This is a genomic window from Streptomyces kanasensis, assembly GCF_043077165.1.
In the GTDB taxonomy this organism is placed as follows: Bacteria; Actinomycetota; Actinomycetes; order Streptomycetales; family Streptomycetaceae; genus Streptomyces; species Streptomyces changanensis.
Genome location: NZ_JBIBSF010000016.1, coordinates 1 through 12,532 on the forward strand (window position 1 = coordinate 1; position 12,532 = coordinate 12,532).

A 12,532-nucleotide genomic window follows, 5' to 3' on the forward strand; every position below is an offset into this window, starting at 1 on the left:
GCGCCGCCGAAATACACCGCGGGGGCCCCCCGCCCCCCCCCTGGGGGGCGGGGGGCCCGGGCCCCCCCCCCGCCCCCGCCCCCCGGGGGGCCCCCCCCCCCCGGGCCCCCCCCCCCCCCGCGGCTTTGGCGTACCACCGCCACGCTCCCGCACGCCCGGCTGCGGCTCCCGGACGCACGCCCGCCGACGGCTTCGGACGTGCCCGCCCGCAGGCCCCGGAACCCCGGCGGTGCCGTCGACGGGGCCGCGTACGGCGGCACGGCGGCGGCCGACGACGCAGGCGCCGGCCCCCGCAGAGGGGGCCGGCCTGGCGTTCAGGAGGTCAGCGGCGGCCTGGCGTCGCGGCCGGCCGGGCCGGACCCGGCGGGTTCGTCGCGGATCACCTCGCCCTGGACCACCCGGCCGTCCGGGCGGCGGACGCGGGCCTGCTGGAGGAGGGACCCCATGCGGCGGTCGAGCGTCCGTTCCGCGTGCCGCGCCGCGGCCGTGCGGACCGCCGGCACGAGCAGGAGCAGGCCGGGCACGTCGGAGAGGAAGCCGGGCAGCATCAGCAGCAGACCGCCGAGCATGAGCATGCCGTTGCCGCCGCCGGCCCCGGCCGCCTCGGGCGGCTCGCCCGACCGCTCGCGCTGGAGCGTCCCGGCCAGCGTGGAGAAGGCCCGGCGGCCGGCCCGCTTGACGACGGTGGCGCCGAGGACGCCGGCGCCCACCAACAGCGCGAGCACGGTGAGACCCCCGGCGGCGTCCGCCACCAGGGTGAGCAGCCAGATCTCCAGCACCAGCCATACGGCCAGACCGAGGGGTACGAGGGTGCGGGCGCGTGAGCGCCCGCGTGTGGCGGGGGGCGGGGCACCGGTCGTCATGCTCCCAGTGTGCCGGGAGCCGTGCCGGGACGGTGTAAAGGCCCCCGGCCACGGCGACGGGAGCCGGCGGCGGTCAGCGGGGCTTGCGACCGGTCAGGCGGCCGGCACGGTCGCCCACGCCCCATGCGGTGACGCGCCACAGCGCCTCGACCACGATGTCCCGGCTCATCTTGGAGTCGCCGTGCTCCCGCTCCACGAACGTGATCGGCACCTCCACCACGTGGAAGCCTGACGCGACCGCCCGCCGCGCCAGGTCGATCTGGAAGCAGTACCCCTGGGACGCCACGTCGTCCAGCCCGAGCCCCTGCAGGGTCTCCGCGCGGAACGCCCGGAAGCCGCCGGTGACGTCGCGGATCGGCACGCCGAGCAGCAGCCGCGAGTACACGCTCGCGCCGCGGGAGAGGTACTCGCGTGACTTCGGCCAGTTGACGATCCGGCCACCCGGGATCCAACGGGAGCCGAGCACCAGGTCCGCGCCCTTGAGGGCGGTCAGCAGCCGGGGCAGCTCCTCCGGGCGGTGGGAGCCGTCGGCGTCCATCTCGACGAGGACGCCGTACCCGCGGTCCATGCCCCAGCGGAACCCGGCGAGGTAGGCGGCGCCGAGCCCTTCCTTGCCCTTGCGGTGCAGCACGTGGACGCGGGGGTCCTCGGCGGCCAGCTCGTCGGCGATCTTGCCGGTGCCGTCGGGGCTGTTGTCGTCGGCGACGAGGACGTCCGCGTCGGGCACGGCGGCCCGCACCCGGGAGACGATCGGCCCGATGTTCTCCGCCTCGTTGTAGGTCGGAACGATCACCAAGGCCCTGCCGAGCGGTCCGTACCGCCGCTGACTCTGACCGTCGTCTTTCACTACTGCCCCTCACGTCCTGTCGCGGATGCCCACCATAGCGAGCCCGCGCGGCGGGCCGGTCGTGGTGTCGGGACGTCCGTACAAGCGGCGGCACGGCCCGGTCCGCTCGGGGGCCCGGCGTCCTTCGGGCCGACCTGGGGCCCGCTGGCTGCGGGTCGTCCGAGAGCCGTTGTCTACTGAACGTCCGGGCCCCACCCGGGTCGCACCCCGCCCCGGCTCCGGGAGCCGGGGGGACGCCCCGTCCGGATCGACCCCGCCGCGCCGCGGGACGCTCGCGCTGAACCTGGCTCCCAGCGGTGGTGCGCCGGTGCGGCACACCACCCCGCGATCCAGCGGCGCTCTGCGGCCACGGGCAGGCCGTGCTCTGCCGGTCGGACGTCCGTGGTGGACCCGGCCGAACCTACCGGCCGTTCACCGTTGCCTGTCAACACCTGCCTGACCTGCGGTCCTCATGGGAACGGCCAGGTCAGCGACGAAGATCCGCAGGTCGCGCCCGACCGCGCCGCGGGCCGCCCGGCGACCGGAACGCCCCCATGTCACTCGTTCGGTCGGACGAACACCGTTTGCCCGGAGACCACCGTTCGGAGGCATACGGGCAGCGGGGTGCCCGGCGTGAGGTCCGGCAGCCCCGGCGTGCCGGAGCGGGGGTCCGTGGACCAGCGGGCCACCCGGTCGTCCGGGGCCTGCACCACCAGGTCACCCGCGCGCCACACGGCGTAGTCGGCGGGTGCACCGGGCACGAGGACCCCGGCGTCGTCCCGGCCCGCGGCCCGCCAGCCGCCGCGGGTGTGGGCGGTGAAGGCGGCACGCACGGAGACGCGGTGTTCGGGCGTGCGGTGGAAGGCGGCGGCGCGGACGCCGCCCCAGGGGTCCAGCGGGGTCACCGGGCTGTCGGAGCCGAAGGCCAGCGGCACGCCGGCGCGCAGCAGCGCCGCGTACGGGTTGAGGGTGCGCGCCCGCTCGGCGCCGAGGCGCTCGGCGTACATGCCGTCCTCCCCGCCCCAGGCCGCGTCGAAGGCCGGCTGCACGGAGGCGGTGAGGCCGAGTTCCGCGAAGGCGGCGATCGTCTCGGGCGTGAGCATCTCCGCGTGCTCCACCCGGTGCCGGGCCGCGCGGACGCGGGACAGGCCGACGGTCTGCGCGGCGGCCCGGACGCCGTCGACGACGGCCGTGACGGCGGCGTCGCCGATGGCGTGGAAGCCGGCCTGGAGCCCGGCCCGCGTGCAGGCGGTGACGTGCGCGGCGACGGCGGCCGCGTCGAGGTGGGCGGCGCCGGTGTGGGGCGCGTCGGCGTACGCCGTGTGGAGGCAGGCGGTGTGGGAGCCGAGGGAGCCGTCCACGAAGAGGTCGCCGGCGGCGCCGACGGCCCCCAGCGCGCGGACGCGGGCGGCGTCCTGTTCCCCGGCGACGGGCTCCGCCCAGTAGCCGACGACCCGCGGCAGGTCCTCCGTCCGGGCCAGCGCCAGCAGGGCGGTGAAGTCGTCCTCGTCGGAGATCTCGGGTCCGCCGCACTCGTGGACGGTGCCGATGCCCAGGGAGGCGGCGTGGCGCAGCGCGGCGCGCTGGGCCGCGGTGCGCTGGGCGGGGGTGACCGCGGCGTGGGCGGCGGCCCGCACGGCGTGGTGGGCGGCGCCGGTGAGGGGTGCCTCGGGGTGGTAGCCGTCGAGGGCGGTGACACCGGGGACGAGGTCGAGCAGGGCGGTCGTGACCACCGCCGAGTGGACGTCGACGCGCGGCAGGTACAGGGGGCGGCCGTCGGTCGCGGCGTCCAGCTCGGCACGGGTCGGGTGCCGCCGTTCGGGCCACCGGGCGGCGTCCCAGCCGTGGCCCAGCAGGACCCGGTCGCCGGGGCGGGCGGCGGCGAACTCCCGTACGAGAGCGAGGGCGTCGTCCAGGGTCCGGGCACCGGACAGGTCGAGGCCGGTGAGGGCGAGCCCGGTCGCGGTGGTGTGCACGTGGGCGTCGGTGAACGCGGGGGTGACCAGGGCGCCTTCGAGGTCGACCACCTCGTCCACGCCGGGGGCGAAGGCGTCGGCCGCGCCCTCCGACCCCACCCAGGCGACGTGGCCGCGCTCGACGACCATCGCGGTGGCGAAGGGGTCGGCGGGGCTGTGGACGTCTCCACCGCGCAGCAGCACGGTGCGGTGTTCGGGTTCGCGCTCGGTCATGGTGACCAGCGTAGACAGCGGCTGCCGCCGCCCCCGGCCGGGGCCCGGGACGGCGGCCGGACCCCCGTCGGGACGGCCGGACGCAGCTCGGGACGGCGGCCGGCGCGAGACCGGGTCCAGGGACGGTGCCCGGCCCCGTCGGGGCCCGGTGAGGTGGGGCGGGCGAGGCGGGGCGCGGTGCCGTCGCGGCGGGTCAGACGCGGGGCGGGCGGGCTTCGTAGGGGGTGGAGAGCACCACCGTCGTGCGGGTGGAGACGCCCGACTGCGAGCGGATGCGGGTGAGCAGGTGCTCCAGTTCCAGCGGGGTCGCGACGCGGACCTTGAGGATGTAGTTCTCGTCGCCCGCCACGCTGTGGCACGCCTCGATCTCGGGGATGTCGGCGAGCCGTTCGGCGATGTCGTCGGGGGCGCTGGGGTCGAAGGGTTTCACCGAGATGAACGCGGTCAGCGGCAGCCCCACCGCCTCCGGGTCGACGACGGCCGCGTACCCGCGGATGACGCCGCGGTGTTCGAGGCGGCGGACGCGCTGATGCACCGCCGACGTGGACAGGCCCGTGGCCTTGCCCAGGTCGGTGTAGCTCATGCGCCCGTCCTTGACGAGCAACTCGACGATCTGACGATCCAGCTCCTCCATGCGGTCAACCTATTGCCCCGGGTGCCCTCCGGCCCAGTCGGCGGCACACCGTACGGGCACCTGCGAGCGGCATGTGACCAAAGCCACAGGTCATGGTCACGGTCGTTCGGTACCGGACGGTTATCCGCGCGCGTGAGGGGGAATTGCTTGCTGTGGTCGGGGCCGCATGCCTGGTCGGCCCGCCTGAGGGGGAGATTCTCCATGCAGGAGCCTGTTGATTCGGTAGAGGCCGAAGAGCTCGACGCGTACGACACGTTCGAGATGTTCCGGGTCGTCTGCCCGGACTGCGCGCAGCCGATCGCGCTGCTGGCGGACGAGGAGGTCCTGCCCGAGCACGCGCTGTGCCCCACGCCGTGGAACCCGTTCGTGCTGTCGGTGTGCGGCGGCTCGGGACGGGACGCCGCCGACGCGCGGCCCGTGGACGCGGCGTCCGGGCCGCACGAGCAGGAGTTGGGGCTGCTGTTGACGCTCCCTCAGGGGCTCGACTGGCGCACGCAGCCGTTCTCGCACGTGGGCGGGCCCGGGTCCCGTCCGATCAAGGTGCCGCGGATGCGCGGCACCGCGACCCCGCGCCTGCGCCGGGCCGCCTGACCCGCACCGGTCCCCGCCCGTACGCCCCGGCGCGCGCCCGCGCCGCCGGGGCGCCCCGCGGCGGGGCACCGTACCGGGGTGCGCCCCCGGGCGCCGCGGGTACGCCGCGAACTGGCGGCCTATTGCCACCGGGGGTGACCCGGCATGCCGGTGCGCGTTGCCCTGGTATGACCTCGCTGTACACGACGTACTCGACGAGCGGCTACGTCCAGGGCCGCCTGGTGGTGCCCGGCGCGGCGGCCGGTGGCGACGCACCGCTCCCGCAGGCGGGGGACCCGCCGATCTACCGGGCGCTGCTGCGCCACTGGGCCGGCTCGGGACGTACGCTGCCGGGCCGCCGCGACCAGGAGTGGACCAGGCTCACGGCGGCGCCGGTGTGGGCGCACCCCGGCGACGTGGGGGCCGCGGAGTTCAGCGGCTCTCGGGCCCCGCGAGGTGGCGGGCGATGACCACCCGCTGGATCTGGTTGGTGCCCTCGACGATCTGCAGCACCTTCGCCTCGCGCATGTAGCGCTCGGCCGGGAAGTCGGCGGTGTAGCCGTAGCCGCCGAGCACCTGCACGGCGTCGGTGGTGACCTTCATCGCCGCGTCCGTGCAGAACAGCTTCGCCATCGCCGCCTGCCGGGAGAACGGCCGGCCCGCGTCCCGCAGCCGGGCGGCCGCGAGGTAGAGGGAGCGGCCGGCCTCGATCTGCGTCGCCATGTCGGCGAGCATGAAGCGCAGCCCCTGGAAGTCCGCGATGGGGCGGCCGAACTGCCGCCGCTCCCGTGCGTACGCCACGGCCTCGTCCAGGGCGGCCTGGGCGACACCGATCGCGCACGCCGCGATGCCCAGCCGCCCGGAGTCCAGCGCCGACAGGGCGATCGTGAAGCCCTGACCCTCGTCGCCGATCCGGCGCGCGTCGGGGACGCGTACGCCGTCGAAGTGGATCTGGGCGGTGGGCGAGCCCTTCATCCCCATCTTCTTCTCGGGCGCGGCCGCGGTGAGGCCCTCGGCGTCGCCGGGGACGAGGAACGCCGTGACACCGCGCGGCCCCTCGGGGCCCGTGCGGGCCATCACCGTGTAGAAGTCGGCGACGCCGCCGTGGGTGATCCACGCCTTGGTGCCGGTGATGACCCAGTCGTCACCGTCCCGGACGGCCCGGGTGCGCAGGGAGGCCGCGTCGGAACCGGAGGCCGGTTCGGAGAGGCAGTACCCGCCGAGCAGTCCGCCGCCCAGCATCGCGGGCAGGTGCTCGGTCTGCTGCTCCTTCGCGCCGTAGCCGGCGAGGGCGTGGCAGGCGAGGGTGTGGACGCTGACGCCGAGGCCGACGGTGAGCCGGGCGGCGGCGAGCTCCTCCAGGACCTGGAGGTACACCTCGTACGGCTGGTCGCCGCCGCCGAGGCCGGAATCGTAGGGCAGGCCGAGGAGGCCCGCCTCGGAGAGCAGGGAGAAGACCTCGCGCGGGAAGTGCCCGGCGTCCTCCTCGTCGGCGGCCCGGGGGGCGATCTCCCCCCTGACGACGTCACGCACCAGGGCGATCAGATCCCTGGACTCCTCCGTGGGCAGCTGGCGGTCCACCGGCTGCGGGGCGCGGTCGGGCATAGCGGCGCTCTCCTCCCTGTCGGGCGCTGCGGCGGGCGCGCGCGAAGGGTCGGGCGGCGCCGCCGTGTCTCACTGCTTCGCCGATGCTGCCCGTCCGGATCACGGAATCGGCAGTTCAGCGGCTGTGGCGGCACGAGTATGCCCGATCGGGTGGCTCCCGTCACCAGCGGAAAGACACCCTTCGATAACGCTCGTTCACTGACCGCCCGGCGGGCCGGGCGGGACGGTGCGGGAACGTCAGATGAGGCCCGTGTCGGTCACCAGCATGGCGACGACGATCACGAGGACCCAGCCCAGGGCGTGCTCCAGCCACGTGGGGCCGTCGTCCTTCGGACCACCGGTGCGGGCACGGACGAAGGGCGCGGCGGCTGCGTTCGCGGTCATGGCTTCTCGCTGTCAGTCGGTTCGGCTGAGGAGGTCCCCCTACGACACTCCAATGTGCCAGCGTCGGGGCCACCGCGGGGGGAGACGTTGCTCACGCCGGGACGCCGACCTCCGCGAGGGCACGCCGCTGGGCGGGGGTGGCCTCCGTGGGCCAGTACAGATAGCAGACGCCGCCCGGACCGGTGACGGTCCTGCCGGAGGCGTCGTGGCGCCTGGTGCGGAGCCAGACCGTCTCCCACTCGCGTCGGCGGTAGACGCGGCGGACGGCCTGGTTGGTGGGCGCGGAGGGGTCGTTGGCGATGACGTCCCCGTCGGCGGTGAAGCCGACCACGACCATCAGGTGTCCGGTGGTGCCGTACCCCGCCCCGGTCAACTCGCCCTCCAGGAACGACTGGGAGGTGATCACGGGGATGCCCGCCTCGATCAGCGTCTCCAGGTCCGTGAGCGAGCGCAGACGCGTCACGACGGCTTGGAGGTCCTCGTAGGTGGCGGCGTAGGCGGCGTTGAACGGCCAGTTGCCGCACCCCCGGTACTGGCTGTCGTAGGTGTGGCGGGCGGCGTGGCACACCTGGGGGTCGGCGTAGTCGGGGTTCACCCAGGCCAGCTGGCGCGCGGTGGGGCGGCGGCCCCAGTACTCGACGACCATCTGGGAGGAGGTGGGGCTGCACCATGCCTCGCCGCCGTTGTCGTACTCCGGGTACTGGCCGGTGTGGACGGTCTGCGAGTAGCGCGGGACGATCAACTCGCGGACCACCCGGTGCGCGGCGGCGGGGACGGTGAAGCGGTCGGGGACGTCGGAGGCCATCGCACCGAGCCGCCACACGGTCGGCGTGCGGTCGGTGCCCGGTGCGCGGTGGAGGGTGACGCGCAGCCGGTAGGAGGTCATCCGCAGGCCGCTCGCGGGGTCGCGCACCGCGAGGGTGTCGGTGGAGACGGCGGTCCGTCCGTCGCCCTGACCGTCGACCGAGGCCCGCCTGACGTCCCGGTCGCCCGCAGCCCAGCGGGCCATCGTGTACCAGGGACTGTCGGTGCCGTCCCCGTAGCCGCAGGAAAGCTCGACCGCGATCCACGTGCCGTCGGGGGTGTCGGCGTTCCAGGAGGCGACCACCTCGGTGGCGGGGACGGCCGGCGTGTGCCGGGGCGAGGTCCAGGTGGCGTACTCCCAGCCGGCGGTGGCGCCCGTGTGCGGGTCGGTGTGGTCCAGGCGGCCCGCGGGGGCGTCGACCACCAGGCCGGGACGGCGGCCCGCCTCGACCCGTACGCCCTCGCCCGTGCCGGAGTGCCAGTCGGCCGGGGAGGTCCAGAAGCGGTTGTCGACGGGCGGCCCGCCGGGCGCACCGACCGCGCCCGCGGGCGTCGCGGTCGGGTCGACGGCGGGGGCGGCGGGGTCGACCGGTGGCGGGGCCGCGGGCGCGACGGCCCGGGCCGGGGAGGCGGCGGAGGCCGCGACGGTGGCGGAGGCCGTGGCGAGGGCGGCGGCGAGCACGGTCCTGCGCGAGGTCGGGTCGGGCATGCGGGCATTCCCCCTGTCGGGCGGGCCCCGGTCGGCGCGGGACCGGTCACGGAACGGGTCGGCGGGCCCACTATCCACGGCGGACACCCCCGTGGCCAGGCAACCCGCGCGGGCCCCCGGACGGCTGCCCTCCGCCCGGCCCAGTCCGGGCCGTCCGCCCCGGCGGGGTGGAGGCCGGCGCGGTGCGGCGCGTGGGGCCGGAGCGGCGCGTTGCTGCGTGACGCGGCGCCGTCCCGCCGGGCCCGAGGGGGCGGGGCGGGCGCTGGCGGCTCGATGGTCGGGACGGCCGCGTCCAGCGCGGTGCGGCCCGGCTCCGGTGTCGTACCGCGTCGTAGGGTGGCGGCATGTCCGCAGCCGTCCCCGCACCTGGTCCCCCACCGGGCCGGAGCCCCGCCGACCCCGGCGCGTCCGGAACGCCCGGCGCGCACGGCGGGCTGGGCGCGCTCGCCGGTGGGTTGCGCGCGCTGCCGCCCTCCTGCGGTCCGGTGCGGCTGGTCGGGGTCGACGGGCACGCGGGGTCCGGCAAGTCGACCTTCGCCGCACGCCTCGCGGCCGCGCTCGGCGGGGCCCCCGTCCTGCACCTCGACGACCTCGCCACGCACGACGAGCTGTTCGCTTGGACGGGCCGACTGCGGGAGCAGGTGCTCGAACGGCTGAGTCGCGGCGAGGCCGCGGAGTATCACCCGTACGACTGGACCTCGCGCCGGTTCGCGCCGCCCCGGCGGCTGCCTCCCGCCCCCGTCGTCCTCGTCGAGGGCGTGGGCGCGGGGCGGCGCGCCGTGCGGCCCCACCTCGCGCGGCTGCTGTGGATGGAACGCCCGCCCGAGGAGTCCTGGCGGCGCGGGCGACACCGGGACGGGCCGGGGCAGTCCACGTTCTGGGACGGATGGACAGTGGCGGAGACCCGCCATTTCGCCCACGACCCGTCGCTGCCCTTCGCGGACATCCTGGTACGCGAGTGCACCGGGGGGTACGAGTGGCGTCCGAGGCGCCTTCCGGCCGTCGATGAGGAACCAAATCGTCACTCTTGGTAACGACCTTCCGGGTGGCTCCGGAGGTGTCGGAAAACAGCCGGGCAGACTGCCTCAACTTCGCTTGACCGACGAGGCTTACAGGTCTTACGTTCTCAATGTGCGGCTTTTCGGAGTCGCCGCAGACGCGAAGCCCCCGGTTGTTCCCCCGTGATCGGGGGCTTCGTTCTGCCCACCACCCCCGCCCCGCGGCCCGATCGGCCACCCCGTGCTCACCCTGGGTCACCGGTCCGGGCGCGCCCGCGACCGCCCCCCGAGCGCTGGTTGCGCCCTTAATCGCGCGGCTTCCCCGCAGGTACGATGCCTTCCGGTGCGGTCAAAACCCGTCCACGAGAAGGCGATTGGGAAGACTTCCGACGGGCGCCCGCCCGGCCGGGGGGCTCCGGGGACACGTGTTGTGGGGGACCCGATGGACATCGGCACGCAGGGCACACAGGCCCCGGCCGAGCTCGCCTGGCTGCGGGGCGTCGACGCCTACACCATGGGGGCGTACCCGCAGGCCGAGGAGGAGTTCCGGACCGCCGTGCGGATCGACCCCGGCATGGCCGACGCCTGGCTCGGGCTGCACGCCCTGCGAGTCGACACGACGACCGCCCTGCTGCGCATGTACCACCACCGGGACCGGTTCTGCGAGCAGCGCCGGCGACACCGGCGGACGCTGAACTCCTGGTACTGGCTGGGCTGGTGGGTGCAGCCGGTGCTGGAGAGCCCCCGCGACCTGCTGCTCGCGCACGCCTCGCACTGGCTGGACGGCCGCCACGTCCCCGAGCTCGACCGGGCGCTCGCCGGGCTGCCGCCCGTGGACACCGACCCGCAGGTGCGGTTCCTGCACGCTTGCCGGGCGTACCTCGTCAAGGACTGGGACCAGCTCGTGCGGCACACCGAGCCGCTCGTCGACGATCCGCTGCTCGGGATCGAGGCCGGCCTCTTCGGCGGCATGGCGCGGGTCCGGCTGGAGATGTACGGGCAGGCCGAGCCGCTTCTGTCGGCCGCGCTGATGCGGTGCCGCAGCGAGCAGCCGCAGCGCAAGGAGCTGCGCTACTGGCTGGCGCGGGCGCACGAGGGCACGGGCCGCACGGCCGCCGCCCTGCCGCTGTACCGGGCGGTGCACCGGGTGGACCCGGCGTTCATGGACACCGCGGCGCGGTTGGCGGCCATCGCCGAGTACGACGGGTTCGACGGCTCGCCGGAGGAGTCCGCGGGCGTCGCGGCCGTGTCGCTGGCGGGCGCCGGGGCCGGCATCGGCGGCGACGGCGGGCTCGGCGCCGACCTGCTCGACACAGCGCTGGACGGGCAGGATTACCCGGCCCCCGACGCCTCGCCGCAGGGCGTTCCGGGCCCGGGCCCCGGCGGGTCCTCGGGGCCGGCCCCCTCCGTGCCCGGCGTGCCCGCGCCGTCGGGCGGGGCCCGGCAGAAGGCGGCGGGGGCCGTGGCCGGCCGGCCGACCGCTCCCCCGTTCCCGGCGAGCCCCGTCGACCCGGGGCTGCTCGGCCAGGCCATCGCCGAGCTGGAGCGGATGGTGGGGCTCGAACCGGTGAAGCGCCAGGTGAAGGCGTTGTCCGCGCAGCTGGAGATGGCACGGCTGCGCGCGGCGCAGGGGCTGCCGGTACAACCGCCGAAACGTCACTTTGTCTTCTCGGGCCCCTCCGGTACCGGGAAGACCACCGTCGCCCGCATCCTCGGCCGGGTCTTCTACGCGCTCGGGCTGCTGGGCGGCGACCACCTCGTCGAGGCGCAGCGGGCCGACCTGGTCGGCGAGTTCCTCGGCCAGACGGCGGTGAAGGCCAACGAGCTGATCGACTCCGCGCTCGGCGGGGTGCTCTTCGTCGACGAGGCGTACTCCCTGTCGAACACCGGCTACAGCAAGGGCGACGCCTACGGCGACGAGGCGCTCCAGGTCCTGCTGAAGCGCGCCGAGGACAACCGCGACCACCTGGTGGTGATCCTCGCCGGCTACCCCGAGGGGATGGACCGGCTGCTGGCCGCGAACCCCGGACTGTCGTCCCGCTTCACCACGCGGGTCGACTTCCCCTCCTACCGGCCGCTCGAACTGACGGAGATCGGCCGCGTGCTGGCCGCCGGGAACGGCGACCTCTGGGACGAGGAGTCGCTGGAGGAGCTGCGCTCGATCAGCGGCCACGTGGTGGAGCAGGGGTGGATCGACGAGCTGGGGAACGGCCGGTTCCTGCGGACGCTGTACGAGAAGTCGTGCGCGTACCGGGACCTGCGGCTGTCCGGGTACGCGGCGACGCCGACGCGGAAGGACCTGGCGACGCTGCGGCTGCCGGACCTGATGCAGGCGTACGGCGAGGTCCTCTCGGGCCGCGGGCCGGCCTCCCACGGCCCGCAGGACCCCCCGCCCCCCGGGTACTGACGGGCGGGGTCCCGCGCACGGGCCGGCCCGCCGCGTGCGGGCGGGGGCCGGGTGCCGTGCGGAGGGCCGTCAGCGCTGCTCGGCGCCCGTCCCGCGGTTCTCGACGAGGGCGCGCAGCGCCCGTGCGTCGCGGATGGCCTGGGCCCGGCCGATGCCGGGCTGGATGCCGAGGGCGGGCAGGCTGGTGCCGTCGCTCAGGTCGAGGAAGACCCACGGGTCGCCGACGCGCAGGTTGACCCGGAGGATCTCCGGCCACGACAGGCGGCGGCTGCGGGTCAGGTTGACGACGGTGACGCCGTCCTCGTCGGCCACCACCTTCGGGCGGCTCATCAGGATGAGCACCCCGTAGAACAGGCCGGCCGTGAGGATGAAGCTCATGCGCTCCCCCGGGTGGAGCCGCTCCAGTATCAGGGCGACCGCCGTCAGTACGGCGAACATGACGGCGCCGACGGTGAGGAGCACGGCGCGCGTGCGCCGGGGGCGGAAGGTGACGGGGAGTGCGGGGACTTCGCTGGGCGCGTCGGTCGTCATGGTGGGCGGGTC

General features: G+C 75.6%; 12 protein-coding genes. 4 read left to right on the top strand and 8 right to left on the bottom strand.

All coding sequences use genetic code 11. The features are described from left to right. Positions 1 to 314: 314 nt before the first annotated feature. The 4 genes from fxsA to ACF053_RS28610 all read right to left on the bottom strand — a co-directional run bounded on the left by fxsA (position 315) and on the right by ACF053_RS28610 (position 4,512). The gene (gene fxsA, locus ACF053_RS28595; protein WP_391956650.1) at positions 315 to 863 is read right to left on the bottom strand and encodes an FxsA family membrane protein; all 549 of its coding nucleotides are present in this window, start codon (positions 861 to 863) and stop codon (positions 315 to 317) included. A gap of 73 nt (positions 864 to 936) precedes the next feature. Continuing rightward, positions 937 to 1,710: a polyprenol monophosphomannose synthase gene (locus ACF053_RS28600; RefSeq protein WP_391956651.1), complete on the bottom strand. Its 774-nt coding sequence runs from the start codon at positions 1,708 to 1,710 to the stop codon at positions 937 to 939. A gap of 536 nt (positions 1,711 to 2,246) precedes the next feature. Further along, on the bottom strand, positions 2,247 to 3,878 hold the full coding sequence (locus tag ACF053_RS28605) for an amidohydrolase (protein ID WP_391956652.1): 1,632 nt from the start codon (positions 3,876 to 3,878) through the stop codon (positions 2,247 to 2,249). A gap of 193 nt (positions 3,879 to 4,071) precedes the next feature. Beyond that, complete coding sequence (locus ACF053_RS28610; RefSeq protein WP_058941044.1) at positions 4,072 to 4,512, bottom strand: Lrp/AsnC family transcriptional regulator; 441 nt, start codon at positions 4,510 to 4,512, stop codon at positions 4,072 to 4,074. 201 nt (positions 4,513 to 4,713) lie between these two features. Here ACF053_RS28610 and ACF053_RS28615 point away from each other — a divergent pair, with 201 nt between their 5' ends. Continuing rightward, positions 4,714 to 5,103 carry a hypothetical protein gene (locus tag ACF053_RS28615; protein ID WP_391956653.1) on the top strand — a complete coding sequence of 130 codons (390 nt, stop codon included), beginning with the start codon at positions 4,714 to 4,716 and terminating at the stop codon, positions 5,101 to 5,103. Between the two features lie 167 nt (positions 5,104 to 5,270). Next, positions 5,271 to 5,552: a hypothetical protein gene (locus ACF053_RS28620; RefSeq protein ID WP_391956654.1), complete on the top strand. Its 282-nt coding sequence runs from the start codon at positions 5,271 to 5,273 to the stop codon at positions 5,550 to 5,552. Here ACF053_RS28620 and ACF053_RS28625 read toward each other — a convergent pair. From ACF053_RS28625 to ACF053_RS28635, 3 genes are all read right to left on the bottom strand, one after another. Continuing rightward, entirely contained in the window at positions 5,515 to 6,687 is a 1,173-nt protein-coding gene (locus ACF053_RS28625) for an acyl-CoA dehydrogenase family protein (RefSeq protein ID WP_391956655.1), read from the bottom strand. The two genes, ACF053_RS28620 and ACF053_RS28625, sit on opposite strands and share 38 nt — an antisense overlap. A gap of 237 nt (positions 6,688 to 6,924) precedes the next feature. Then, entirely contained in the window at positions 6,925 to 7,071 is a 147-nt protein-coding gene (locus ACF053_RS28630) for an SCO1431 family membrane protein (protein ID WP_107115026.1), read from the bottom strand. 91 nt (positions 7,072 to 7,162) lie between these two features. Further along, the gene (locus tag ACF053_RS28635) at positions 7,163 to 8,584 is read right to left on the bottom strand and encodes a peptidase C39 family protein (protein WP_391956656.1); all 1,422 of its coding nucleotides are present in this window, start codon (positions 8,582 to 8,584) and stop codon (positions 7,163 to 7,165) included. A 344-nt stretch (positions 8,585 to 8,928) separates the two neighbouring features. Here ACF053_RS28635 and ACF053_RS28640 point away from each other — a divergent pair, with 344 nt between their 5' ends. Both ACF053_RS28640 and ACF053_RS28645 read left to right on the top strand, forming a co-directional pair. Further along, on the top strand, positions 8,929 to 9,618 hold the full coding sequence (locus tag ACF053_RS28640; protein ID WP_391956657.1) for a uridine kinase family protein: 690 nt from the start codon (positions 8,929 to 8,931) through the stop codon (positions 9,616 to 9,618). A 406-nt stretch (positions 9,619 to 10,024) separates the two neighbouring features. After that, on the top strand, positions 10,025 to 11,989 hold the full coding sequence (locus ACF053_RS28645) for an AAA family ATPase (RefSeq protein ID WP_391956658.1): 1,965 nt from the start codon (positions 10,025 to 10,027) through the stop codon (positions 11,987 to 11,989). A gap of 69 nt (positions 11,990 to 12,058) precedes the next feature. On the opposite strand, the gene ACF053_RS28650 is transcribed toward ACF053_RS28645, so the two are convergent. After that, positions 12,059 to 12,520 (bottom strand): PH domain-containing protein, encoded by a 462-nt coding sequence (locus ACF053_RS28650; protein WP_391956659.1) that lies wholly within the window; start codon positions 12,518 to 12,520, stop codon positions 12,059 to 12,061. Between the last annotated feature and the right edge of the window lie 12 nt (positions 12,521 to 12,532).